The sequence below is a fragment of the Pontibacter sp. H249 genome (assembly GCF_037892465.1).
In the GTDB taxonomy this organism is placed as follows: domain Bacteria; phylum Bacteroidota; class Bacteroidia; order Cytophagales; family Hymenobacteraceae; genus Pontibacter.
On record NZ_JBBKTR010000005.1, the window covers coordinates 188,497 to 212,523 of the forward strand.

Consider the following 24,027-nt stretch of genomic DNA (forward strand, 5'->3'; position numbering starts at 1 on the left):
ATTTTTTGTTTTAGTATTTTTTTGGAGGGACAATTGTGTTCAGAGGAAGCATTATGGTTTTTCTCGGGGCCTGCAGCTTCGGGATTCTTTCGACTTTTGTAAAACTAGCATATAAAGAAGGCTTTACCTTGGGTGACGTGACTGGCACTCAGGTATTTTTTGGGTTGATTTTTCTTTGGGTGATAGTGTTGTTGCGTCAGCTGCTCGGCAGCAAAAGCAGCAACACGTCGTTCAGGGAAAAGCTGAAGCTGGTGGCTATGGGCACCAGCACCGGCCTGGTAAGCATCTTCTACTACAAATGCGTACAAACAGTACCTGCCTCTATTGCCATACTTTTACTTATGCAGTTTACCTGGATGAGCTTGGCCTTAGATGCCATAACAATGCGTAAACTGCCTAAGCTATCGCAGGTTGGCATGGTTATACTTGTGCTATTAGGTACAGGCCTTGCTGGCAGGTTATTCTCCGACCAGCTTCCAACTTTCGACTTGGCCGGTATTGGCTATGGTTTACTGGCAGCGTTCTGCTATACTATTTTCCTGGCTATAAACGGCAAAGTAGGCAACAGCCTGCACCCTACTACCAAAAGCGCGTTAATGCTTACAGGGGCAACTATACTGGTATTTAGCATTTTCCCGCCGGTGTTCCTAGTAAATGGAGCCTTAGCTAACGGGCTACTTAAATGGGGAGTGCTGTTATCTGTGTTCGGAACGGTGCTGCCGCCTGTACTTTTCTCTTATGGCATACCTAAAATAGGGCTTGGCTTAAGTGCTATACTTAGCGCAGCAGAGTTGCCGGTGGCAGTGCTTATGTCGTGGGTGGTGCTGCAGGAGGATGTTTGGCCGGTGCAGTGGCTAGGGGTTATACTTATATTGGTAGCCATACTTATTGCCAACTGGAAAACCATCTTTAAAAAGAATAAACAGGCTACCGCCTTTGCTGTAGCCAATTAAACAATACCTTAATTTAACTACTGATCTATTTTAATTTGCTACTGCCTATGATGTTTTAAAAGTTTTTTATAATTTGAATTGGTTGATTTAAGATGGTTAGGTTCAGCGAAGCGCTGTTCGCTAACCATTGTTTTTTATACCCCTACCTCACCGCATATTCTACCATCATCAGTATACTTTTAAAAACTGTGCTGTTGCAGCACAATAATAACCGCAGCCAACTTGTTAAAAGTATAAGCTTGTTTGTAATAACAATTACAGGCAGTGCCCTTTAATATTACATTTACTTTTACCATTTACGCTATGAAGCAGCCACTAGCCCTTTTAATGGCATCAGCGCTTAGCCTTTATACTTACCAAGGGCAATCTCATACATTAACAGCAAACCCAGCAGAGGCGAGTATCAACATTGCAAACGCTACTGCTGCCTATACCGGCACTTATAAAGGTACAGTTCCCTGCGCCGACTGCCAGGGCATTACCATGGAGCTAAAGCTGCAGGAAAACAGCAGATCAAAGAGCAAAACATTTATACTAAAGCAGCAGTACCTTGGCAAGCCAGCTAACAATAATACCTATGTTGTAACCGGCAAATGGTTTATGGCCACGGGCAACAAGCAAAATCCTAAAGCCAAAGTATTGCAACTTATACCCGACGGCAAAGAAGACCTGATGTACTTTGAGTTATTGAAGGACGGAAGTGTTAAGCTGCTCGACAACCGCCAGAACCAGATCAAGTCGAAGCACAATTATACTTTAAAAAAGCAGCGCACTTAAACCAGCCAGCAAAATCCAGTTGATGTTTCTATTAAAGGGCTTTTTAAACTAAATTGCGTGCCGAACTTAAGTACTACTTATACATGGCACGTTATCTAACCGGAATTCAGGCTACTGGCAGGCCCCACTTGGGCAATTTGTTAGGGGCTATCATTCCAGCTGTTGAGTTATCCAGATCCTCTGAGCAAGAGTCGTTATACTTTATTGCTGACCTGCACTCGCTAACTACCATCCGTGATGCGGAGTTGCTGCGCAGCAATACCTATGCTGTGGCAGCTGCGTGGCTTGCCTTTGGTTTTGACACTGATAAACACATTTTTTATCGTCAGTCGGACGTGCCTTTTGTAACAGAACTTACCTGGTACCTGAGCTGCTTCACGCCGTTCCCGATGCTGGCTAATGCGCACTCTTTTAAAGATAAATCTGCTCGCAGAGGCTTGGCTGATGTTAATGCAGGTTTGTTCACCTATCCGGTGCTGATGGCTGCTGACATCTTAATGTATGATGCCAACTTTGTACCTGTAGGCAAAGACCAAATACAGCACCTGGAGATTACCCGCGACATTGCCAGCTCGTTTAACCACATCTACGGCGATACGTTTGTACTGCCGGAAGCTAGAATAGATGAGTCGGTGATGACGATACCAGGTATCAACGGTGAGAAAATGAGCAAGTCGTACGGCAACATAATCGATATTTTTGAGGCAGACAAGCCGCTGCGCAAAACCATCATGAGCATTGTTACCGACAGCAAAGGCCTGGAAGAGCCAAAAGATCCGGATAGCGATACGGTATACAAATTGTTCAGCCTGTTGGCATCTCCTGATGAGGTAGCCACCATGCGCGACAATTACCTAGCAGGCGGCTACGGTTACGGCCACGCGAAGCAGGCCCTATACGAGCTTATCCTTAAAAAGTACGCCCAGGAGCGTGAGCTGTTTAACCATTATATGAACAACCTCGACGAGGTGGACAAGAAACTAATGGAAGGAGCCGAAAAAGCAAAAGCCATTGCAGGTCCGGTGCTGGAGCGCGTGAGAAAGAAACTAGGTTTTTAATTACTTAACTACATCAATTGGAAGCGCCTGCTATACTTTACAGCAGGCGCTTTTTATTTGTCCTGTAGCCAAAGTATAACTCATAAAAAAGCACTTGTACTGCGCAAACTGCAGTGGCAAGTGCATCTCAAAAGTATAAAGTATAGGTACTGCTATACGTTCTCCAGTATAACCAGGTCGGCGGAGGCACGGTTAAGAGCAATCGGAATGTTGTTGATCACAGCGGTACGGATAAGTGTCTGGATGTCGTGCTCGTGGCCGTGTGGCGTTTCGGCATCTATAAAAAAGATTACTTTGTGCACCTCTCCCTGCAGTATCTTAGCAGCGAGTATAATGTCACCACCGCTTGGTCCGTGTCCGAATGGCTTCACGTCTAGGTCCAGCATATCGTTTATTAACCTGGAGGTATTGGAAGTCCCAATCAGGTTGTGATCTCGCAATAGATTAAGGTTTACTTTAGCCCAATTTAGCAGGTCTGTTTTCCGGCTGTTGTGGGCAATTAATGCAATGGTTTTTTTCATGTTATTTATTTAAAACGCCTCTACTGTAGAGACTTGTGCTAAAGGTAACAGAATAAGATTAAAATCCAGGTTTGTTTACAATTTGATGATTTCCCAAATCTTGACGCCATGCTTAGTAGTCATTTGTTCCATAGCAGTAGCCGATCACTTTCATAACAAATTCATCTACCATACATTGGATGTAAGCATTAAGTGACACAGAAAAGGCAAGGGCTCAGGAGCAGAATTTATTTGATGTTTAAAGTTGCCTAAAACTACTCATGAGATAAAAAGATTCGGGAGAACTGCACAAAAAAGCGCACCTGTCTTTGCTGCATTCGCAAAGACAGGTGCGCTAAATATAAGTATGGCTACCTAATAACAGGTAACCATCAAACATCAAAATTAGACAAGCTTATTCTGCCGTCCAGAGCACACGCTCCTGGTCAGCCAGTACAAGCAGTACACGAGGTGGGTTTGCTACCAATACAAGGCGCATTTCCACACCCGGAAAAGAGTCCGACTCCACCCAAACGCCTTCAGTTTCATCTCCCTCTTCCAGCTCTTTCCCATCCAGCGAGCTGGCCAGGTAAGCAGTTGGCAACAGAATATCAGCATCAGACTTTATTTTAGCATGCACATCTTCAAGCACATCCTCCAGCATGTCACCGAACTCATCGTTAAAGTCGTCCTCCAGGTCGTGCAGTTCCTCTTCAATATCGTCGTAGCGTGCATCATTGTAATCCAAAGAGTTTAGCTCCTGCTTTTTCTCCAGAATAGCAACAATAGCGCTGTTAAGGGCATTAGCGTTCATAGCATCATGTTTTTTTACAAAGTTGACAACATGCCACAGCAATTGCAAGTAATCCTAATGATAATTTACCTTACTCCCGCTATGGTTGTGATAAAACATTAAAAGCTGTATTTTTACGTTATACTTTAGTAAACCTTTACGAAAAGACTATGACTACAGAAACAAAGACTGCAGAAACAGTTATAAAAGATATATTGCCACTTAACGGCACCGATCATATTGAGTTTTATGTAGGCAATGCTAAGCAAGCCGCTCACTTTTACCAGACTGCTTTTGGTTTTAAGCTAGCAGCCTATGCAGGGCCTGAAACAGGTATGCGTGATCGCGCCTCTTATGTGCTGCAGCAAGAGAAAATAAGGTTAGTGCTTACCACTGCCATTTACCCGGACTCTGATATTGCCCAACATGTGCACCAGCACGGCGACGGCGTAAAAGTACTTGCTCTTTGGGTGGATGATGCCGAAGAAGCTTTCAGAGGCACTATTGCGCGTGGCGCAAAACCAGCCATGGAGCCTAAAACACTTACGGATGAGCACGGTGAGGTAAAAATAGCCTCCATCCATACCTACGGCGAAACCATCCATACTTTTGTGGAGCGCAAGAACTATAACGGTGTTTTTATGCCGGGCTATGTAGCACGTACTTCGGAGTTGCAGGTAGAGCCTGTTGGCCTGAAGTATGTAGACCACTGCGTAGGTAACGTAGAATTGGGCCGCATGAACGAATGGGTAGAGTTCTACGAAAAAGTAATGGGCTTCAGCCTGCTGCTTACTTTCGATGACAAAGACATCAGCACAGAGTATACTGCTCTTATGTCTAAAGTAGTATCAAACGGTAACGGCTACATTAAATTCCCGATAAACGAACCTGCCGAGGGTAAGAAGAAGTCTCAGATTGACGAATACCTCGAGTTTTATAGAGGAGCAGGTGTGCAGCACATTGCTGTTGCTACCAATGATATCCTGCATACTGTGGCTGAGCTTCGCCGCCGTGGCGTAGAGTTTCTGCGTGTGCCGGATACTTACTACGAAGATTTGATCCAGCGCATCGGCCACATCGACGAAGACATGGCTGACCTTCGTAAACTGAACATCTTGGTAGACCGCGACGATGAAGGCTACCTGCTGCAGATCTTCACGAAACCAGTAGAGGACAGACCAACCGTATTTTACGAGATCATCCAGCGCAAAGGAGCCAAGTCTTTTGGTAAAGGTAACTTTAAGGCGCTGTTCGAGGCCATTGAGCGTGAGCAGGCCCTGCGCGGTAACCTTTAAACCGTAATCAAAGTATAGAAGCCCGTGAATATTCGGGTTCTATACTTTTAGAATATACCCAAAATCACACCAGACCTTTCGGAAGTGTACATTGCACAGAAAAAGCTGGTGTGATTTTTTGTGTGTTTGCCTCTTCCGGAAAACATACCCCTCCCCTGCTAGGCAGGGAATAATAACGATAAAACAAGTTCCTATATATTACACTACCTAAAGCGTAATGTACAGGCACAGTAATGATTTATACTTTAGAAGATACGACCAACAACGACTATGATAGACCAAAGCATACGTCATAAAATCGACAGCTGGCTTGCCGGCAACTACGACGAAGCCACTAAAAGTGAAATTAACGGCCTGCTGGAGCGCGACGAGCACGAGGCCCTTTCTGATGCATTTTATAAAGACTTGGAGTTTGGCACCGGCGGCCTGCGCGGTATTATGGGTGCAGGCAGCAACCGCATGAACCGCTATACTTTAGGTATGGCTACCCAAGGCCTTTGCAATTACCTTAAGCAGAACTTCCCGAACGAGCAGATTAAAGTAGCTATTGCCCACGACTGCCGCAACAACTCCGATGTATTTGCCCGTATTGCAGCCGAAATCTTCTCTGCTAACGGCATTAAAGTATACTTGTTTGAGGAGCTTCGCCCTACGCCGGAACTGTCGTTTGCGATCCGCCATTTGGGTTGTCAGAGTGGTGTAGTGGTAACAGCATCGCATAACCCAAGAGAGTATAACGGCTATAAAGTATACTGGAACGATGGTGCTCAGGTAACCGCTCCACACGACAAGAACATCATAGCTGAGGTTAACAGAATCACGAGTATAAACGATGTTAAGTTTGAGCCGAACCCGGAAAACATTCAGTTGATTGGCAAGGAACTGGACGAAGCTTATATGGGGAAGGTGCTTAGCCTTTCTGTTTCGAAAGATGCCATTCAGCGTCAGCACGACCTTAAGATCGTTTACTCTTCTATACATGGCACAGGTATAACATTGGTACCGGAAGTACTGAAGCGCTTTGGCTTTACCAATGTGCATGTAGTAGAAGAGCAGGCTACTCCGGATGGCAACTTCCCTACTGTGGTATATCCAAACCCAGAGGAAAAAGAAGCTATGACGCTGTCGCTGAAAAAAGCTGCCGAAATTGATGCTGACATTGTGTTTGCCACCGACCCTGACTCTGACCGTGTAGGCATTGCCGTAAAAGATTTGAAAGGCGAATTTGTATTGCTAAACGGTAACCAGACGGGTGCACTGCTGATAAACTACCTACTGGATGCGTGGCAGAAAGCCGGCAAACTAACAGGAAGAGAGTTCATTGTAAAAACCATTGTTACCACCGATCTTATAAAAGATATTGCCGAAAGCTACGGCGTAAAACACTACGAAACCCTAACTGGCTTTAAATACATAGCTGAGAAGATTCGTGAATTGGAAGGTAAAGAAGTATACATTGGCGGCGGCGAGGAAAGTTACGGCTATATGATCGGTGACTTTGTACGCGACAAAGATGGCATCTCTGCCTGCGCTTTGATTGCTGAAATGGCAGCTGTGGCTAAAGACAACGGCCTGAGCCTGTTCGAGCAGATGATCGAGATGTACGAAAAGTATAACTTCTACAAAGAAGAGCTGGTATCGTTTACCAAAAAAGGACAGCGCGGCGCAGAAGAGATACAGCAGATGATGGCCGACATGCGCAGCAACCCACCGCAAAGTATAGCTGGTTCTAACGTAGTAGAGGTAAGCGACTATAAACTAAGCGCACGTAAAAATCTGTTAACTGGCGAAGAAAGCCAGCTGGGCCTGGAAAGCTCCAACGTACTGCAATACTTAACCGAAGATGGCAGCAAAATATCAGCTCGTCCGTCCGGTACAGAGCCAAAAATCAAGTTCTACATCAGTGTAAACGAGCCGCTGCACAGCAAAGAAGAGTTCGATAATGTAGAGCAAAAACTGAACAACAAAATTGAACAGATTCTGATAGATCTGAAGCTGAAGTAATTGCACTTAAGATTACCTAAAAGGCTGAACTACAGCAAGGAAAACTGCTATAGTTCAGCCTTTTAATTTATTACTTTTCCAACACCGACTACTCTCTTAAACATCTCCTGTTTCTAAATCTAATACAATTATTTAAGCTCTTATCAGTACATATCTCTATAATTAAAACCTAAAATATAGGTATATCTACAGCATTTTTTACAAATAGACTCATTCTTTTAAAACATAGAACTGTGCAAAGAATGTTAATTAAATATTTGGTATATATATAACATTACCCGTATCACTAAGTATACAAGTTAGCATTGTACTAGAAGGGCAATGATTGTTGAACAGTGTACTATATAAAACATGTTTCATATTAATAGATTATATACAAGAGCCCATAGAAAAATAAACCGGATTTTTGAACGATATATACCTTATAATAAATCTTATAAACCTAAAGGGCACTATAACACGCTATCAGAATACGTTAGCGCTACAGGCGCGGAATGTAAAGAAATTTACCCGCCTGAGGAGTCTGCCTTAAAGGTACAGGACGAACTGATAAATACATCTCAAAAGTATCATCCTGTACCTAAAACTGGCATACAGCCTGCTGCTTATGTTACAGCAGTAAAAAGCGGAAGAATCTATACGGATACTATCAATTTTGCGGCTGTTATCTCTGAAGACAATAAAGTTATAGGTGACATATCGTTACACATCGGCAGCACAAATCCGGCTGACAACGGTATTTTTAACCAAAGTTACTTTAACACTCCAATGGGCCTGAAGGGAAACGCGTTTCATACCCTGATTGGCGGAAGCGGCGAGAACAATTACTTTCATTGGATGATTGATTCGCTGCCCCGTTTGCATTTACTGGAAAAAGCGGGATGGCTGGATAAGATTGACTGGTTTATAGTACCAAAACATAACCTCCCGTACCAAAAGGATACCCTGCGCCTGCTAAATATCAGCCAAACCAAAATTGTAGAGGGGCATGAGATACAGCACATACAAGCAGAGAATTTATTTGCCACTACCTTTGTGCGCAATATAGAACATATACCGCTCTGGGCCTGCCAGTTTCTGCGGAAGAAATTCTTACCTGTTGCCCAAAGAATTATTCACTCACCTAAGCGCATTTTTATCAGTCGCCACGACAGCAGATCCCGGAATGTTAAGAATGAGCAACAAGTTATGGAGATGTTGGGCAAGTATGGCTTTAAGAAGGTTGTACTAAGCGATTTAACCTTCGCAGAGCAAGTTGGCCTTTTTGAGCATGCCGAAACTATAATTGCCCCACACGGGGCCGGCTTAACGAACCTCGTATTCTGCAAAAAAGGAGCAAATATTATAGAGCTCTTTGCAAAAGAATACACGCCGGTGCTTTATGCTGATCTGGCAAGCAAAGTAAGTTTAAATTACAATTACCTTTCAAGTTCATCTCATCCGATAGCCCGAGATCTAAGATCTGCAATGAATAAGGATATACAGGTACCGATTATAGAATTAGAGAAACTTGTAAAAGAGGTACTTACCGCAGAAGAACACGTCAGTCACGAGGCTGTATAAGAAAGTATACCTGCTAAAAATAGAAAAGCCGCTGGTTTTTTAAAACACAGCGGCTAATCTTCCTTTGGCTATATTTTTAAGCTTCTTGTTCGAGTTACACTTCCACAAAACAACTTTAGCTTCTTTTTATTGCCTTTACATTTAAATTTTATGCTCTAGAATGGTGGCTCCTCATCAAAATTTGAGGTCGGGAATCCACCTCCATCATTCATACGACTGCCTAAACGTATCGACCCGGGTGCCTCTGCATCAAAGGTGCTGTTAGGAAGGGCATTGAAGCCAGCGTCACCACCAAAGTCAGTATCTAGGTTTGTAAACTTAGTAAACTTACCGATAAACTTCAACTGCACGTTTTCAAGTGAACCGTTACGGTGCTTGGCTATAATCACCTCTCCTACGCCGGCAGTTGGGTTACCCATTTCATCTTCTGTTATACCATAGTACTCAGGGCGGTACAAGAAGCAAACCATGTCGGCATCCTGCTCAATGGAACCGGATTCACGAAGGTCGGATAACTGCGGTCGTTTGTCGCCACCACGGGTCTCTACGGCACGGCTTAGCTGCGAGAGCGCAATTACCGGCACATTAAGTTCCTTTGCCAGCATTTTTAGGGCACGGGAGATGGATGCAATTTCCTGTTCACGGTTACCGCCACCTTTGCCTTCAGCGTTTCCGCTCATCAGCTGCAGGTAGTCAATAATGATCATCTGGATATCGTACTGCGCTTTCAGACGGCGGCACTTGGTACGCAACTCACGAATAGAAAGACCCGGTGTATCATCAATATAGATTGGTGCTTCTGTAAGTTTCGCAATTTTATGGTTTAGCTGTGCCCACTCATACTCTTCCAGGCTACCCTTCTTGATCTTCTCAGACTCCAGCTCTGCCTCCGACGAGATCAAACGATTCACCAGCTGCAGAGACGACATCTCTAGTGAGAAAATAGCCACACCTTTGCCAAAGTCAACGGCTGCGTTTCGCATCACTGAAAGTACGAAAGCTGTTTTACCCATCGCCGGACGTGCAGCAAGTATAACAAGGTCAGATTTCTGCCAGCCGGATGTTACTCTGTCCAGGGCAACCAAACCGGTTGGAACCCCTGTAAGGCCATCGGCCTGCTTGCGTTTCTCTTCCAGTTCTTTAATTGCCATGTGCATCAAAGAGCGCATGTCGTCGAAGTTTTTACGGATGTTTGATTCCGATACTTCGTAGAGTTTGGCCTCTGTTTTATCGAGCAGCTCAAAAACGTCGGTGGTATCTTCAAAAGCACTGGAAAGCACCTCAGAAGAAATAGAAATCAAATCGCGCTTTATGGAGTTTTCTGTAATGATACGTGCGTGGTACTCGATGTTAGCCGCGGAGTTTACACGTGTGGTAAGTTGCGTTACATAGTATGCGCCACCTGCCAGTTCCAGTTCGCCGTTCTCACGCAGTTCGTGAGTCACCGTCAGGATATCGATCGGCTCCGACTTATCGAACAGAGCAAGTATAGCTTTAAAAATTCGCTGGTGCGCCTCTTTGTAAAAACTTTGCGGGCGTAAAATATCAATTACGTTGGTAAGGGCGTCCTTCTCCAACATCAGAGCACCTAGAACGGCCTCCTCCAAATCAAGTGCCTGCGGTGGCTTTTTGCCTAGTTCCGATACAACAGGGGCTTTTTTCTGCCACCCATTGCGGTTGCCCGCAGGCCGCACATTCATTTTCATCTCCTCCATAAGCACAAATTTAACAGTTACGCCCTTAAAGCAATCTTTATAACCGTGTTAATAATCCACAAGATATCCACAAAGTATCAACATATTAGTGTATAGCTATTTTATTTTAGTTGAGGAATTCTAACTTTGCCTGATTGAGACTAAACAGTTTGGCTTATGGAGAAGGATTTTAAGCACATACACCTGATTGCCGTTGGCGGCAGCATTATGCATAACCTGGCGCTGGCCCTGCACGACAAAGGCTTAAAGGTAACAGGCTCTGACGATGAGATTTATGAACCCGCCAAAAGCCGACTGGCTGCTGCAGGTATACTTCCGGAGCAGGAAGGCTGGTTTCCAGAAAAACTGGATACAAAACCTGATGCCGTTATACTTGGTATGCACGCCCGCCCCAATAACCCGGAGCTAAAGCGTGCGCAGGAGCTAAACGTTCCTATTTTCTCTTTCCCGGAGTTTATCCACGAGCAAAGCAAAGATAAGCAGCGCATTGTAATAGGTGGCAGTCATGGCAAAACGTCCATCACCTCCATCATCATGCACGTGCTACAACACTTGGGCCGTAAGTTCGACTATGCCGTGGGTGCGCAACTAGAAGGTTTTGACCGCATGGTTAAACTCACAGACGATGCTCCGATCATTATTATCGAAGGCGATGAGTATTTGTCTGACCCAATAAAGCGCGTACCTAAGTTCCACCTGTACCACCACCATATTGCGGTCATCAGTGGCATCAGCTGGGACCATATCAACGTGTTCCCGGACCCGGATATGTACCGCGACCAGTTTCGTATTTTCGCTGAACTAACCCCTAAAGCTGGTACACTCATCTACAATAAGGATGATGAGCAGGTGCAGTTGGTGGCCGTTCCGCGTAACCCTGCTGATATTGCCTACATAGGCTATGGCGTGCACGAGCACAGTATCCGCAATGGCAAAACCATACTTCATACAAAGAAAGAAGGCGACGTAGAGATACAACTGTTTGGAGAACATAACCTGCGTAATATTAACGCTGCCAAAGAAGTGTGCAAAAAGATTGGTGTAAAGGCACACGATTTCTACGAAGCTTTAAAAACCTTTAAGGGCGCTGCCAAGCGACTGGAGAAACTAGGCGAGAACAGTCACACTGTTATTTACCGCGATTTTGCGCATGCTCCTTCTAAAGTAAAAGCAACTACGGAGGCTGTAAAAGATCAGTTCCCGCAACGCCAGCTGGTGGCGGCAGTGGAGCTTCACACTTTTAGTAGCCTGAACAAGAACTTTTTACCGCAGTATGCCGGCGCTTTAGACAAAGCCGATGAGGCTATTGTGTTCTTCAGCCCAAAGACGCTGGAGCACAAGCGCATGGAAATGATCTCGGAAGAGGAATTGAAAGCTGCTTTTAAGAACCAAAGTATAAAAGTGTTTACCGATTCAGCTGCTTTACAACAGCACCTGACCAGCCGCAACTGGCAAAATGCTAACCTGCTGCTTATGAGCTCAGGCACTTATAACAACATGGACCTGGGAGCTTTAAAACAAGCTATACTTTAAACTTTATACTTTTAAGCAGCTATGAAACTGAACTTGAAACGCCCTATGGTTTTCTTCGACCTGGAAACCACCGGCACCGACATTTGTAACGACCGTATTGTAGAGATAAGCGTGCTTAAGATAATGCCAGACGGTGAAGAAATATTAAAAACCAAACGCATTAACCCCACAATTCCCATTCCGCTGGAGTCGAGTTTGATACACAAAATATACGATGAAGATGTAAAAGACTGCCCTACTTTTAAGCAGGTAGCCAAGAATTTTGACGACTTTCTAAAAGGCTGCGACTTGAGCGGGTATAACCTGTTGCGCTTCGATATTCCGCTGCTGGCTGAGGAGTTTTTGCGTTGCGGCATAGACTTCGATATTGATAACAGAAATGTAGTAGACGTTTGCCGTGTGTTCCACCAGATGGAGCAGCGCACACTTTCTGCTGCTTACAAGTTTTACTGCGATAAATCTCTTGAAAACGCACACAGTGCAGAGGCCGACACCGTGGCGACTTACCACATCCTGATGGCCCAGCTTGATCGTTACCAGAACACACCTATAGAGATTGCAGAGGGCGTAGAGGAGTTTCCGGTTCAGAACGACATGGAGGCTTTGCACAAGTTCACTACCCAAAAAACTGCCGACCTTTCGGGCAGGATAGTTTATAATAATGCCGGCCAAGAGGTGTTTAACTTTGGCAAGCATAAAAATGTGCCCGTTGAGGAGGTGTTGCAAAAAGAACCTAGCTACTACGACTGGATGATGAAAGGTGATTTTCCTTTGTACACAAAAAAGGTGCTAACGCGCATACGCCTGCGCAATGTGCAGATGTCTTAACATCCCAGCAAATAATAACAAAAAGGGGCTGCATTATACTTGCAGCCCCTTTTTGTTATGGTCTTTGTGCAGATCTCTCTACTTGCCGAAGCCTTGATTTAGCGAGCAATGCATTGGAATCTGAGGTTTTGTATCCACAATTGTTGCCTGCGGCGCGGGTAGCGCACTCGCAACCTACAATTTTGTTACCTACAAAAGTAAAATAACAAAACTCACAACCTGGTCCGGCGTCACAAAGGTATTTTGGGCTCTTGCTACTCAAGTATAAACTGTTATCAGAAGCCACATCTAGTTGTAACGCCATAGACTTAAAAGCACCACTTCGTATGCCAAGCCCTACCAGGTAATAAGCAGGATCATCTTTTTCTGTTTCCTGCACTTTCCGTATCATCACTTTATCTACTACTGTGCCATCACCAAACTCTTGTATAAATGGCTGTAGCAAATCTTTACGGTCAACAATATAATCTACACTATCAAAAACCACCTGAGCAAGCAGCACACCATCGTATTTCTCCGGTGCCTCTTCTCCTTCTGCTACCTCTAATGGTTGGTCACTTTCTTCAGGAAATGCTTCTCTTCTAGTACAGGCTGCTGTTAGCAGCAGTATCAGTACAAGAAAAAATCCTGCATTTGAAGCAGTACGCCAGTGGCGGGCAAAAAGGGTGAATCTGATCATGTGGTTATGTTAGTTGGTTTATCGTGCTTTGTAGTAACGCAGGGCCTCTGGCATGTTCTTCTTCAGGTCGGCTTGGCGTGTACCAGCACTTGGGTGCGTAGACAAAAACTCTGGCGGAGTTTGTCCTCCCTGTGCTTCCATTCGCTGCCAGAATGGTATAGCCTGCTGCGGATCGTATCCGGCCATTGCCATAAAAATCAAACCTAAGCGGTCTGCCTCCGACTCTTGGGTGCGGCCATACTTTAATAAGCCTAGCTGAGAACCTACACCGTAAACAGCCATCACTAGATTAGTGGCGGTACCCGGCTGAGCGCCTGCCAATGCCGAAAGCGTTTGTCCTCCGAACTGCTGTGCCAGCGCCTGGCTCATGCGCTCACTACCATGTTTGGCGATAGCGTGCGCAATCTCATGCCCCATTACGACAGCAAGCCCGGTTTCGTTTTGGGCAACAGGTAAAATTCCTTCATAAACTACAGTTTTTCCTCCGGCCATTGCGAAGGCGTTCACCTGGTCATCTGCTATCAGGTTATACTCCCACTCAAAACCTTGTAATTCGCTGCTCAGGTTGTTAGCCGCCATATACTGTTCTACAGCATTTTTAATGCGGCTACCTACCCTTTTTACCATAGCAGTAGACTGGGCATTGTTGGATAATTTATTTTCTTTTAAAAATTGATCATAGGCTTCATAGCTCATGGTTTGCATTTCAGCCTCCGATACAAGACTAAGCTGCCGGCGTCCAGTAATCGGAACTGTAGTACAGCCCACGAACATGACCAAAGCCAGTGTAAAAGCAAAAATTCTGTTATACATCTTCATAAAATTTAGTGGTCTTTATAAACTGAATTCAAATTTTGAACCAATTTTTTTAAAACCAAACTGTAACACATTAATAAATTAACATAACACTATACTTTAGCTAACCATTTCCCCTCTTTTCTGTAGGAAAGGCGACATAGCAAAGTACAATTACCTTTTCCGTTATACGATTCATACTTGTTAAAATGTTCGAGAGCCGTTTGGCGCAATAATCTGCACACTTGCCTGTTTTAATAGTAATGTTACTAAAATTTAGGCCTAGCAAAGCCGAAGAACAAAAATCATATTTTATAGTGTGCAGAAACAATAGAAAGCCTATTTTTGAGAAACTGAATATGTAAATCACCTTTATGAAAATATTAGCTATCGGTAGAAACTATGCCGAGCACATTGCAGAATTAAAGAACGAGGTGCCTGATGAACCTGTCATCTTCTTTAAGCCAGACACGGCTATACTTAAAAATAATGAGCCGTTCTATTACCCAGAATATACAAATGATGTGCATTACGAGGTAGAGCTGCTACTGCGTGTTGGCCGCGAAGGCAAGAACATCGAAAAGAAATTTGCCCATAAATATTACGACGCCATAGGCTTGGGTATTGACTTCACAGCCCGCGACCTACAAGCTAAGGCAAAAGCAAAAGGCCTACCCTGGACATTGGCAAAAGGATTTAACGGATCTGCTCCGGTATCTGAGTTCCTCCCACTAGACCAGTTTCCAGATTTGCAGAACATAAATTTCAGGTTAGATGTTAACGGAGAAACAAAGCAGACGGGCAGTTCTAAAATGATGCTCAATTCTTTTGACGATATTATTGCCTACATTTCAAAATTTATCACATTAAAAAAAGGCGACATCATTTTTACGGGAACACCAGAGGGTGTTGGTCCGGTTAAGATAGGAGACAGATTAGAAGGGTATGTTGAAGACAAAAAACTTTTGGATTTCGAGGTTAAATAAGAAGCCGCTGGCTTTTGCTATACTTTCCTGGTTTGCGGCCAGTAGCGCTTTTGCACAAATGGCACCAAACGCTGCGCCTGCCTCAACATCTGCCATCACATCAGGAGAGTTTTTATTTCCGATAAAGCCAGGCGAACGCAACTATTTGTCGGGCAGCATGGGCGAAATACGATCGAACCACTTTCACGGTGGCCTCGATATCAAAACCGACCAGCGTGAGGGCTTGCCTGTATATGCTGCTGCCGATGGGTATATTTCCAGGATAAAGCAGTCTACTTACGGGTATGGCAATATTGTATATATCACGCACCCAACAAACGGTTTTACTACCACTTATGCACACCTGCGCGAGTTTGCAAAGCCTTTGGCAGACCATGTGATACAGAAGCAGTACGAACGCAAGACATTTGAACTTGAGTTGTTTCCGGAGCCGGACAAGTTCCAGGTTAAGCGTGGCGATGTTATTGGCTACTCAGGCAACACGGGTGGTTCTGGAGGCCCGCACCTGCACTTTGAGATACGCGACGATAAAGACCGCCTGTACAACCCACTGCGGTATAAGTTTGCAGAGATCATCGATACTACCCCACCTGATATTCACAGCATCAGCCTTAATCCGTTGAATATACATGCTCGCGTGAACAACGAATTTGACCGTGCCGAGTTTAAGCCAACCAAAAAGGGAAGTACTTATACTTTACCTGATACGGTTTATGCGCATGGGCTACTGGGTCTAGAGTTGCAAACAAACGACAGGTTTGACGGTGCTATGAATAAAAACGGTACACAGGAGGTAATGCTTTATGTAAATGGCAAGCAGGTTTACCATCACTATATAGACCAGGTGCCGTTTGAGTTGTCTCGCCAGGTATCGCAGCACATTAACTATACACAGTACAGACGCACAGGTCGCAATTTCCAGAAAGCCTTTGTAGACCATGGCAATGACCTGCCGCTGTACAGGGCAAATGGCCGCCAAGGCAGGCTCACTATTCACCAGGATTCTACTTACCAGATAAAACTAGTAGCCCGAGACTCTTACGAAAATACCTCTACTCTTAGCTTTGTTGTGCAAGGGAAAAAACCAGTGTTTACGCAAACAAAATCTGCGGCAGTTAAAAACACTGATTTGCGCTACGAGATTATCGGTAACATACTTAAAGTAAGTGCCAGCGACACCAGCTCCACCCCTCAGAACATTGAGTTATATAAAGGAGGCAAGCCGCTTATACTTGTACCAAGTTACGTTAAAAACTCGACAGGTATTGGCTTATACGACCTGCGTGCAGGAGCACCAGACTCTATCCGTTTCTGTGGCCTGTCATCTACCCTGGGATTTGAGCAGGTAATACCACCCGGTACAGACTATACTTTCACTAATAGCTTTGCCAAAGTACAGTTTCACAAAGAGACTCTTTACGATACTTTATACTTTCAGAGTAAGTTAGAAGGCGATGTGTATACTTTTGGCGACTACTTTACGCCACTGCACAAAACCATGCAGGTTACCATTACCCCACCAAACGAGGTGAAAGACAAGTCTAAAGCCGCCGTATACTTTTTAGGTACCGGTCGTGGTCGGGGTTATGCAGGAGGTAAATGGGATGGCAACAGCATTACCTTCAGTACCAAAAACATGGGTAAGTTTAAAGTGCTGGAAGATGTAAAAGCCCCAACTATTAAGCTGTTGGGTAAAAGCAGTACCCAAATAAGGTTTAAGATTGGTGATGACCTATCGGGTATAGCTTCCTTTAACGCCTATATAAATGGGGAGTGGCTGCTGATGAAGTATGAGCATAAACAAGCGTTGTTGTACTCTGAAAAATTGGATAAAAGTGTACCTTTGTCGGGTGAAGTAGTTTTGAAGGTGAAGGATATGGCAGGCAACGAAGCCACTTATACTACCAAGATTTAATTTGACAAAAGACAACTTGATGAAAGACAAAAGAAAGTATACATGAAAGTCTTATGTCCTTTGTCAAACTGTCAAGAAAATCAATAGAAACATGAACCTGAACATCGGCGATAAAGCCCCTGAGTTTGAAGGCAAAGACCAGAACGGCAACACCGTTAAACTAAACGACTACCGCGGCAAAAAAGTAGTTTTATACTTTTACCCAAAAGATAATACTCCTGGCTGCACAGCTCAATCCTGCAACCTGCGCGATAACTACAGCGAACTAAAGCAGCAGGGCTATGAGGTAATTGGCGTAAGCGTAGATAGTGAAAAGTCACATCAAAACTTTATAGGTAAATACGAGCTTCCTTTTACCCTGCTAGCAGACACCGATAAACAGATTGTAGAGCAATACGGGGTTTGGCAGGAGAAATCGATGTATGGCAGGAAGTATATGGGCACCATGCGCTATACTTTCATTATCGATGAGAATGGGGTGATACAGGATATCATTACAAAAGTAAAAACCAGCGACCACGCCAAACAGATACTAAAGTAATAACGAGCGCAGCTGTCCTTACGGGCAGCTGCGTTTTTCGTATATTTGACTACCAATTCATAATTCTTAATTTATAATTAAACACCGTGAACCCACACAACAAAAGCATTGAAGAGCTAAAAGAGATCGCATCACAGGTACGCCGCGATATTGTTCGTATGGTGCATGCCGTAAACTCGGGCCACCCAGGCGGGTCGCTTGGCTGTACAGATTACTTTGTATCGCTATACTTTAAGGTGATGAACTACAGCACCGAATTTAAGATGGATGGCAAAGGCGAAGACCTTTTCTTCCTGTCTAACGGCCACATCTCTCCGGTTTGGTACAGCACACTGGCACGCGCAGGCTTCTTTGATGTAAAAGAGCTGGCTACATTCCGTAAGCTAAACTCAAGGTTACAGGGCCACCCTGCCACAGAAGAAGGCCTGGAGGGTATTCGTGTGGCTTCTGGCTCGCTAGGCCAGGGTTTATCTGTTGCCTTAGGTGCCGCTCAAACTAAAAAGCTGAACAACGACAACAGCCTGATCTATGTGCTGATGGGTGATGGTGAGGTAGAAGAAGGCCAGGTATGGGAAGCTGCCATGTATGCCGCACACCATAAAATAGACAACGTTATTGCCACCATCGACAGAAACGGACAGCAGATAGACGGTTCTACAAACGAGGTAATGAGCTTAGGCGACCTAAAGGCCAAGTTCGAAGCTTTTGGCTGGCATGTACTAGAGGCAAACGGTAACAGCTTCGAAACATTACTTCCTGCTCTTGATGAAGCGAAGAAATCTACAGGCCATGGAAAACCTGTTATGATCATGATGGATACTGAAATGGGCTATGGCGTAGACTTCATGATGGGCTCGCACAAGTGGCACGGTGTGGCACCAAACGATGAGCAGTTAGAAGTAGCCCTACAGCAGTTGGCTGTACAGGTAGCCTCTGATTACTAAGAAATAGTAAGTATAGATGCCTTTGCTAAACCGCGTTTAGAGCGTTCGACTGATGTTCAACTGGCGTAAATTGCTGGCAAGTTTGTTTTTCCTGCTGATGTTTTTAGCGGGCGGAGCAGCCATTGCCCAGCAAAATAAGCCACAGCCTAAAACACGCATCCTGTTTTTGCTGGATGCCTCTGGCAGCATGCTGGCCAAGTGGGAAGACAGCGACCGTATGACAGTTGCTAAAAACCTGCTGGCACAGTTGGTAGATTCGCTGGAGCAGTATCAGAACGTGGAAGTAGCATTAAGGGTGTACGGCCACCAGTCTGGCCGCGAACGCAACGACTGCAAAGACACCAAATTAGAAGTGCCGTTTAGTGCAAATAAAAACGGTACAGTTATCCGGAAAAAGCTGGAGCAAGTTGTGCCGCGAGGTAATACACCCATTACTTTTTCGTTGGAGCAAACTGCTAATGACTTTCCTGCTGATAAAGCCCGAAACGTTATTATTTTAATAACAGATGGCTTGGAGTCTTGTGGTGGTGATCCTTGTGCAGTCTCGCTTGCTTTGCAGAAAAACCGCATCTTTTTAAGGCCTTTTGTGATTGGCATAGGCATAGCACCAGAGTACGAGCAACAGCTAAGCTGTATCGGCCAATACTTTAACGCTGCCGATGTAAAGACTTTTGAAAATGTGCTGACAGAGATTGCTACGCAAACATTAAGCGAAACCACAGTAAGTGTAGAGCTGCTGGACGAGCAGAACCGCCCGACAGAGACGAACCTGAACATGACGTTTGTAAATGCTTTAACCGGAGGCACAGAGTACAATTACGTGCACTACCAGGATAGCAAAGGCAAACCAGATATGCTGGAAATCGATGCGCTGGTACCTTACAACCTGGTGGTAAACACCACTCCGGTTGTAGTGGCCAAAGATCTTAAGATCAAGCCGGGCCAGCATAATGTCATCAAGGTGAAGTCGCCGCAGGGTGAGTTATACTTGCGCCAGGATGGCCCCTCCCCTTACGGAGCGCTGCAGGCACTTGTAAAGCAACATGGCTCAGACCAGACCTTACACGTTCAGGTTTTCGGCACTAGGCATAAGTATCTAACAGGTAAGTATGATATGGAAATCCTCACGCTGCCACGCATCTACCAAAAGGGTGTTGAGGTAAAGCAAGGGCAAACCAATACGATTACCATTCCGCCGCCGGGCCAGCTGGCCATCTCTTCGCAGATGCAAGGCTACGGCAGCGTGTACGAACTGGACGAAACAGGCAAACAGACCTGGGTGTGCAACTTACCCGAAGACAACAGCAGGGTAACGCTGGCGCTACAGCCCGGAAAGTATAGATTAGTCTACCGCATGAAATCGGCGCAGGCGAGTAAATTTACAGATGTGCAGGATTTTACAATCAGATCAGGCGCAACATCAACTTTAAAGATTTTTAACAGATAAAAAAACAGGCGTGTTACTGGCAGCATTAGCCTTACAGGAACACGCATTATAAAGCCAAACCATAAAATGAAAGAGTACACATTTTCAGAGAAAAAAGACACACGTTCGGGTTTCGGAGCTGGCCTGCACGAGCTTGGCAAAAGTAACCCTGAGGTAGTAGCCCTTTGCGCCGACCTTACCGGTTCGCTTAAAATGGATGCCTTTAAAAAAGACTTTCCGGAGCGTTTCTTCCAGGTAGGTATAGCAGAGGCTAACATGATGGGCCTTGCCGCAGGTATGACAATTGGTGGTAAAATTCCGTTTACCGGCACGTTTGCTAACTTCTCTACTGGCCGCGTTTACGATCAGATCCGTCAGTCGATTGCGTACTCTGGCAAAAACGTAAAAATATGTGCTTCACATGCTGGCCTTACACTAGGCGAAGACGGTGCTACACACCAGATACTGGAAGACATTGGCATGATGAAAATGCTGCCGCACATGACGGTAATTAACCCATGCGACTTTAACCAGACAAAAGCTGCCACTATTGCTATTGCAGACTACGAAGGCCCAGTATACTTGCGTTTTGGCCGTCCGTCGGTTCCTAACTTCACACCTGCCGACCAGAAGTTTGAGATTGGTAAAGCTGTAATGTTGAACGAAGGTACAGACGTTACCATTATCGCTACTGGCCATTTAGTATGGAAAGCCATACTTGCCGGCAAGATGCTTGCTGATAAAGGCATCTCTGCAGAGGTAATTAATATCCACACTATTAAGCCGTTAGATAACGAAGCTGTACTGGCATCTGTTCGCAAGACAAAATGCGTGGTTACTGCCGAAGAGCACAACCGTTTCGGTGGCCTTGGCGATAGCGTGGCACAGGTATTGGCAACTAACTTCCCGGCTCCGCAGGAGTACGTGGCTACGAACGATACCTTTGGCGAATCTGGCACACCGGACGAACTGATGGTAAAGTATGGCCTAACGGAGAATGACATTGTTGCCGCCGCAGAACGCGCTATGAGCAGAAAGCAATAATATATTCTATATTTAAAGTATAAAATAGAGGGTGGTACAGCGTTATCTCCCTCTATTTTTTTTATACTTGCTATCTTGAATTTAAATTACCGGCATACTTAAGCTACTACCTGCTTACCCAACTCGTGGAAGATAAAGAGATTTTAGAAAAATTCTCGCAACCCGAAAGCCAGAACATGGCCTTTAACCAACTTGTGCGTAAGTACCAGCAGAAAATCTACTGGCACATCCGCAAGATGGTGATCAACCACGACGATGCGGACGACCTGACACAGGAGGTGTTTGTGAAAGTATGGAAGAACCTGGGCAATTTCAGACAGGATGCACAGCTTTATACCTGGATTTACCGTATTGCCACCAACGAGTGCCTTACCTTCTTATCGAACAAGAAAAAGCGTTTCTTTTTACCGATACATGACGTTGCCGCTGAGTTGTCTGAAAAAATAGATACCTCGCCAGGTATTTCTGGAGATGAGATTCAATTAAAGCTGCAGAAGGCTTTGTTACGCCTGCCCGATAAGCAGCGCCTAGTATTTAACATGAAGTACTACGATGAAATGAAATACGAGGAAATCTCTGAAATTCTGGGTACTTCGGTAGGTGCTTTAAAGACGTCCTACCACCTGGCAGTTAAAAAAATAGAAGAATTTATAAAGCTGGATTAAACTTTCTGATGAGTTCTCTATCTAACCTTTAGAGTATGAAGAAAATGAACGAGGATTTTAAACTGGAAAACCTTCCAAAGCACAATATTTACCAGGTACCAGAGGGTTACTTCGACCGCCTGCCGATGCGTGTGATGGAACGTACTGCTGGTGCCCGTGCGCAGGAAACATCCGTGCATGCCGGCCTTTGGGCTCAGGTACGGATGGCTGTAGCACCGCTTGTGCTGCTTCTGGTTTTTGTGGGAGCATTCTTTTTTACCCAGCAACAGCAAAAGCAAAATGACTATAGCACTTTGCAGCCGCTGGCCGAAAACGATATTATAGACTATCTGCACTACAACGAAGACTTGGAAACGGCTGACCTGGCTGAGCTGAGCTACCTCACTAAACATGAGTTTACGGAAGATTTCTTGAATATAAGCCCTAAAGTTGCCGAAGAGGAACTAGAGTATTACCACATCAGACACATTGAAGAATAAATCACCCATGAAACAATACCTTATACTTTTACTTTTCTGCATAATAGGGTTAGGCAGCTCAAGTGCACTTGCACAAGAACGCAACGAGAACGTTGAGGCTGCTAAGGTTGCCTATATCACAGATAAAGTGGAGCTGACAGCTGACCAGGCACAGAAATTTTGGCCGGTTTATAATGAGTATGAGACAAAACGACGTGACTTGATGCGTAACTACCGCAGTGGTTACCGCAGAAACCTGGAAGAAATGAGCGAACAGGAAGCGAGAGCCCGCATCGAGGAAATGTTTGACACAAAAGAGAAGGAGCTAGCGCTTGAGAAGGAGTATGCAGCCAGGTACCAGCGCATCATTTCTACAAAGCAGCTCATTAAACTGTACCGTGCTGAAAGAGACTTTACTAAACTGCTCTTGAAAAAGCTAGATGCTAGCAGAGCAGCATCAAACAGATAACAATAATTGGCTATAGTTGAAAAAGAGAGGCGCCCTAGTTGGCGCCTTTTTTCATATTTATAGTAGCTGTTTAACAATACCGGATCCAACCACCCCTCCCCCTCCTTATCCAAAGAGGGGAATTCTATAACTACTTTTACCAAGGTATAAACTCTGTAACTTTACTTAATCTCACTTTTACCCAGACCCTTTTAGGATGACAATGGGAGAATGGCTTGAATTATTCCGATGTGAGTTAAAGAGGTAAGTACAAACTCCTCTCCTTGGATAAGGAGGGGCAGAGGTGGTTAGACCCGATATATAAACCCTGTTGCTGCTAATAAGCTTCCATTAAAAAGCTAATATCATCACCTGGGTTAAACTCTACTGGTTTTTCTGATTGCAGGAAAACACGCGCAGAAAGTGGCCCCTTTAACTCAATTTTATCTCCGGTAATACGCAGCATACTTCCTTCACGCAAACCTATTACAGGCTGGCGGTTCAGGTGATGAAATTCAGCAATTCGGGTTTCACGGGTTTCTCCCATGTGTGTAGAGCCCTCAATCGGATCGAGGTAATGCGGGTTTATGTTAAACGGCACCAGCTGCAGCGCATCAAAAGATTTTACATGCACAATAGGCATATCATTGGTTGTACCTATGGTTTTACCAGCCACGTTCGTGCCGGCACTTGTGCCCATATAAGGCATGCCTTTCTTTATACGCTCCTGTATTGGCTCAATCAGCTTGTTTGTATAAAGGCCTTTTAACAATTGAAAGGTATTGCCGCCGCCAATAAAAATAGCCTCGGCCTCCTGCACTGCCTTTACAGGATTTTCATACTCGTGTATGCCTGAAACACTGATCCCCCAGGGTTCAAATGCTTCTTTAACTTTGGAAGTATAATCTTTATGTGAGATACCGCCCGGGCGGGCATAAGGAATAAACAAGATACTGCTTTTGCCAGTCAGCAAAGCTTTTACCTCATGCTCGGCGTGCTCCAGGTAACCTGTGCCGTGCGTAGTAGAGGTGCTTATTAAAAGTAAATTTCTGCTCATACCCAAAAGTATAAATTTTGAGCGAGGCAAAACAAAAGAAATTCTGATTG

General features: G+C 44.8%; 23 protein-coding genes. 17 read left to right on the forward strand and 6 right to left on the reverse strand.

What is annotated here, in order from left to right:
- Nucleotides 1–53 precede the first annotated feature (53 nt).
- The 3 genes from WG943_RS09090 (at nucleotide 54) to trpS (ending at nucleotide 2,788) form a co-directional block, all read left to right on the forward strand.
- On the forward strand, nucleotides 54–953 hold the full coding sequence (locus tag WG943_RS09090) for an EamA family transporter (protein ID WP_340408353.1): 900 nt from the start codon (nucleotides 54–56) through the stop codon (nucleotides 951–953).
- A 303-nt stretch (nucleotides 954–1,256) separates the two neighbouring features.
- Nucleotides 1,257–1,730 carry a copper resistance protein NlpE gene (locus WG943_RS09095; RefSeq protein ID WP_340408354.1) on the forward strand — a complete coding sequence of 158 codons (474 nt, stop codon included), beginning with the start codon at nucleotides 1,257–1,259 and terminating at the stop codon, nucleotides 1,728–1,730.
- 83 nt (nucleotides 1,731–1,813) lie between these two features.
- Nucleotides 1,814–2,788, forward strand: coding sequence for a tryptophan--tRNA ligase (gene trpS, locus WG943_RS09100; RefSeq protein ID WP_340408355.1), 975 nt, complete (start codon nucleotides 1,814–1,816; stop codon nucleotides 2,786–2,788).
- Nucleotides 2,789–2,940: 152 nt separating this feature from the next.
- Here trpS and WG943_RS09105 read toward each other — a convergent pair whose 3' ends face one another.
- Nucleotides 2,941–3,309, reverse strand: coding sequence for a methylglyoxal synthase (locus WG943_RS09105; protein ID WP_340408356.1), 369 nt, complete (start codon nucleotides 3,307–3,309; stop codon nucleotides 2,941–2,943).
- A gap of 394 nt (nucleotides 3,310–3,703) precedes the next feature.
- Entirely contained in the window at nucleotides 3,704–4,102 is a 399-nt protein-coding gene (locus WG943_RS09110; RefSeq protein WP_340408358.1) for a hypothetical protein, read from the reverse strand.
- 149 nt (nucleotides 4,103–4,251) lie between these two features.
- On the opposite strand from WG943_RS09110, the gene hppD reads away from it, so the two are divergent.
- From hppD to WG943_RS09125, 3 genes are all read left to right on the forward strand, one after another.
- Nucleotides 4,252–5,376 (forward strand): 4-hydroxyphenylpyruvate dioxygenase, encoded by a 1,125-nt coding sequence (hppD, locus tag WG943_RS09115; protein ID WP_340408359.1) that lies wholly within the window; start codon nucleotides 4,252–4,254, stop codon nucleotides 5,374–5,376.
- Between the two features lie 270 nt (nucleotides 5,377–5,646).
- Nucleotides 5,647–7,380: a phospho-sugar mutase gene (locus WG943_RS09120; RefSeq protein WP_340408361.1), complete on the forward strand. Its 1,734-nt coding sequence runs from the start codon at nucleotides 5,647–5,649 to the stop codon at nucleotides 7,378–7,380.
- A gap of 351 nt (nucleotides 7,381–7,731) precedes the next feature.
- Entirely contained in the window at nucleotides 7,732–8,943 is a 1,212-nt protein-coding gene (locus WG943_RS09125; protein WP_340408363.1) for a glycosyltransferase family 61 protein, read from the forward strand.
- Nucleotides 8,944–9,098: 155 nt separating this feature from the next.
- On the opposite strand, the gene dnaB is transcribed toward WG943_RS09125, so the two are convergent.
- Nucleotides 9,099–10,658 carry a replicative DNA helicase gene (gene dnaB / locus WG943_RS09130; RefSeq protein WP_340408364.1) on the reverse strand — a complete coding sequence of 520 codons (1,560 nt, stop codon included), beginning with the start codon at nucleotides 10,656–10,658 and terminating at the stop codon, nucleotides 9,099–9,101.
- 156 nt (nucleotides 10,659–10,814) lie between these two features.
- Here dnaB and WG943_RS09135 point away from each other — a divergent pair, with 156 nt between their 5' ends.
- Both WG943_RS09135 and WG943_RS09140 read left to right on the forward strand, forming a co-directional pair.
- The gene (locus WG943_RS09135) at nucleotides 10,815–12,191 is read left to right on the forward strand and encodes a UDP-N-acetylmuramate--L-alanine ligase (RefSeq protein ID WP_340408366.1); all 1,377 of its coding nucleotides are present in this window, start codon (nucleotides 10,815–10,817) and stop codon (nucleotides 12,189–12,191) included.
- 21 nt (nucleotides 12,192–12,212) lie between these two features.
- A complete protein-coding gene (locus WG943_RS09140; protein WP_340408368.1) occupies nucleotides 12,213–13,019 on the forward strand; it encodes a 3'-5' exonuclease in 807 nt (268 codons plus the stop codon).
- Between the two features lie 55 nt (nucleotides 13,020–13,074).
- Here WG943_RS09140 and WG943_RS09145 read toward each other — a convergent pair whose 3' ends face one another.
- Both WG943_RS09145 and WG943_RS09150 read right to left on the reverse strand, forming a co-directional pair.
- On the reverse strand, nucleotides 13,075–13,698 hold the full coding sequence (locus WG943_RS09145; protein ID WP_340408369.1) for a hypothetical protein: 624 nt from the start codon (nucleotides 13,696–13,698) through the stop codon (nucleotides 13,075–13,077).
- Between the two features lie 18 nt (nucleotides 13,699–13,716).
- Nucleotides 13,717–14,511: a M48 family metallopeptidase gene (locus WG943_RS09150; RefSeq protein ID WP_340408439.1), complete on the reverse strand. Its 795-nt coding sequence runs from the start codon at nucleotides 14,509–14,511 to the stop codon at nucleotides 13,717–13,719.
- 356 nt (nucleotides 14,512–14,867) lie between these two features.
- On the opposite strand from WG943_RS09150, the gene WG943_RS09155 reads away from it, so the two are divergent.
- The 9 genes from WG943_RS09155 to WG943_RS09195 all read left to right on the forward strand — a co-directional run bounded on the left by WG943_RS09155 (nucleotide 14,868) and on the right by WG943_RS09195 (nucleotide 22,941).
- On the forward strand, nucleotides 14,868–15,479 hold the full coding sequence (locus tag WG943_RS09155) for a fumarylacetoacetate hydrolase family protein (protein ID WP_340408371.1): 612 nt from the start codon (nucleotides 14,868–14,870) through the stop codon (nucleotides 15,477–15,479).
- Nucleotides 15,439–17,394 carry a M23 family metallopeptidase gene (locus WG943_RS09160; RefSeq protein WP_340408373.1) on the forward strand — a complete coding sequence of 652 codons (1,956 nt, stop codon included), beginning with the start codon at nucleotides 15,439–15,441 and terminating at the stop codon, nucleotides 17,392–17,394. The genes WG943_RS09155 and WG943_RS09160 overlap by 41 nt, the downstream gene beginning before the upstream one ends.
- A 91-nt stretch (nucleotides 17,395–17,485) precedes the next feature.
- The gene (gene bcp, locus WG943_RS09165) at nucleotides 17,486–17,935 is read left to right on the forward strand and encodes a thioredoxin-dependent thiol peroxidase (protein WP_340408374.1); all 450 of its coding nucleotides are present in this window, start codon (nucleotides 17,486–17,488) and stop codon (nucleotides 17,933–17,935) included.
- 86 nt (nucleotides 17,936–18,021) lie between these two features.
- The gene (locus tag WG943_RS09170) at nucleotides 18,022–18,879 is read left to right on the forward strand and encodes a transketolase (protein ID WP_340408376.1); all 858 of its coding nucleotides are present in this window, start codon (nucleotides 18,022–18,024) and stop codon (nucleotides 18,877–18,879) included.
- 52 nt (nucleotides 18,880–18,931) lie between these two features.
- Entirely contained in the window at nucleotides 18,932–20,326 is a 1,395-nt protein-coding gene (locus tag WG943_RS09175; protein ID WP_340408378.1) for a vWA domain-containing protein, read from the forward strand.
- A 66-nt stretch (nucleotides 20,327–20,392) separates the two neighbouring features.
- Nucleotides 20,393–21,349, forward strand: coding sequence for a transketolase family protein (locus tag WG943_RS09180; RefSeq protein ID WP_340408380.1), 957 nt, complete (start codon nucleotides 20,393–20,395; stop codon nucleotides 21,347–21,349).
- A gap of 125 nt (nucleotides 21,350–21,474) precedes the next feature.
- Nucleotides 21,475–22,014 (forward strand): RNA polymerase sigma factor, encoded by a 540-nt coding sequence (locus WG943_RS09185; RefSeq protein ID WP_340408381.1) that lies wholly within the window; start codon nucleotides 21,475–21,477, stop codon nucleotides 22,012–22,014.
- A 35-nt stretch (nucleotides 22,015–22,049) separates the two neighbouring features.
- A complete protein-coding gene (locus WG943_RS09190) occupies nucleotides 22,050–22,493 on the forward strand; it encodes a hypothetical protein (RefSeq protein WP_340408382.1) in 444 nt (147 codons plus the stop codon).
- A 7-nt stretch (nucleotides 22,494–22,500) separates the two neighbouring features.
- Nucleotides 22,501–22,941, forward strand: coding sequence for a hypothetical protein (locus WG943_RS09195; protein WP_340408384.1), 441 nt, complete (start codon nucleotides 22,501–22,503; stop codon nucleotides 22,939–22,941).
- 316 nt (nucleotides 22,942–23,257) lie between these two features.
- Here the strand turns inward: WG943_RS09195 and pepE are convergent, their stop codons facing one another.
- Nucleotides 23,258–23,977 (reverse strand): dipeptidase PepE, encoded by a 720-nt coding sequence (gene pepE / locus WG943_RS09200; RefSeq protein ID WP_340408385.1) that lies wholly within the window; start codon nucleotides 23,975–23,977, stop codon nucleotides 23,258–23,260.
- Nucleotides 23,978–24,027: the final 50 nt, after the last annotated feature.

Coding starts and splice junctions, on each gene's coding strand:
- WG943_RS09090 (WP_340408353.1), top strand. CDS start 54: ATGGTTTTTCTCGGGGCCTGCAGCTTCGGGATTCTTTCGACTTTTGTA.
- WG943_RS09095 (WP_340408354.1), top strand. CDS start 1,257: ATGAAGCAGCCACTAGCCCTTTTAATGGCATCAGCGCTTAGCCTTTAT.
- trpS (WP_340408355.1), top strand. CDS start 1,814: ATGGCACGTTATCTAACCGGAATTCAGGCTACTGGCAGGCCCCACTTG.
- WG943_RS09105 (WP_340408356.1), bottom strand. CDS start 3,309: ATGAAAAAAACCATTGCATTAATTGCCCACAACAGCCGGAAAACAGAC.
- WG943_RS09110 (WP_340408358.1), bottom strand. CDS start 4,102: ATGAACGCTAATGCCCTTAACAGCGCTATTGTTGCTATTCTGGAGAAA.
- hppD (WP_340408359.1), top strand. CDS start 4,252: ATGACTACAGAAACAAAGACTGCAGAAACAGTTATAAAAGATATATTG.
- WG943_RS09120 (WP_340408361.1), top strand. CDS start 5,647: ATGATAGACCAAAGCATACGTCATAAAATCGACAGCTGGCTTGCCGGC.
- WG943_RS09125 (WP_340408363.1), top strand. CDS start 7,732: ATGTTTCATATTAATAGATTATATACAAGAGCCCATAGAAAAATAAAC.
- dnaB (WP_340408364.1), bottom strand. CDS start 10,658: ATGGAGGAGATGAAAATGAATGTGCGGCCTGCGGGCAACCGCAATGGG.
- WG943_RS09135 (WP_340408366.1), top strand. CDS start 10,815: ATGGAGAAGGATTTTAAGCACATACACCTGATTGCCGTTGGCGGCAGC.
- WG943_RS09140 (WP_340408368.1), top strand. CDS start 12,213: ATGAAACTGAACTTGAAACGCCCTATGGTTTTCTTCGACCTGGAAACC.
- WG943_RS09145 (WP_340408369.1), bottom strand. CDS start 13,698: ATGATCAGATTCACCCTTTTTGCCCGCCACTGGCGTACTGCTTCAAAT.
- WG943_RS09150 (WP_340408439.1), bottom strand. CDS start 14,511: ATGTATAACAGAATTTTTGCTTTTACACTGGCTTTGGTCATGTTCGTG.
- WG943_RS09155 (WP_340408371.1), top strand. CDS start 14,868: ATGAAAATATTAGCTATCGGTAGAAACTATGCCGAGCACATTGCAGAA.
- WG943_RS09160 (WP_340408373.1), top strand. CDS start 15,439: ATGTTGAAGACAAAAAACTTTTGGATTTCGAGGTTAAATAAGAAGCCG.
- bcp (WP_340408374.1), top strand. CDS start 17,486: ATGAACCTGAACATCGGCGATAAAGCCCCTGAGTTTGAAGGCAAAGAC.
- WG943_RS09175 (WP_340408378.1), top strand. CDS start 18,932: ATGTTCAACTGGCGTAAATTGCTGGCAAGTTTGTTTTTCCTGCTGATG.
- WG943_RS09180 (WP_340408380.1), top strand. CDS start 20,393: ATGAAAGAGTACACATTTTCAGAGAAAAAAGACACACGTTCGGGTTTC.
- WG943_RS09190 (WP_340408382.1), top strand. CDS start 22,050: ATGAAGAAAATGAACGAGGATTTTAAACTGGAAAACCTTCCAAAGCAC.
- WG943_RS09195 (WP_340408384.1), top strand. CDS start 22,501: ATGAAACAATACCTTATACTTTTACTTTTCTGCATAATAGGGTTAGGC.
- pepE (WP_340408385.1), bottom strand. CDS start 23,977: ATGAGCAGAAATTTACTTTTAATAAGCACCTCTACTACGCACGGCACA.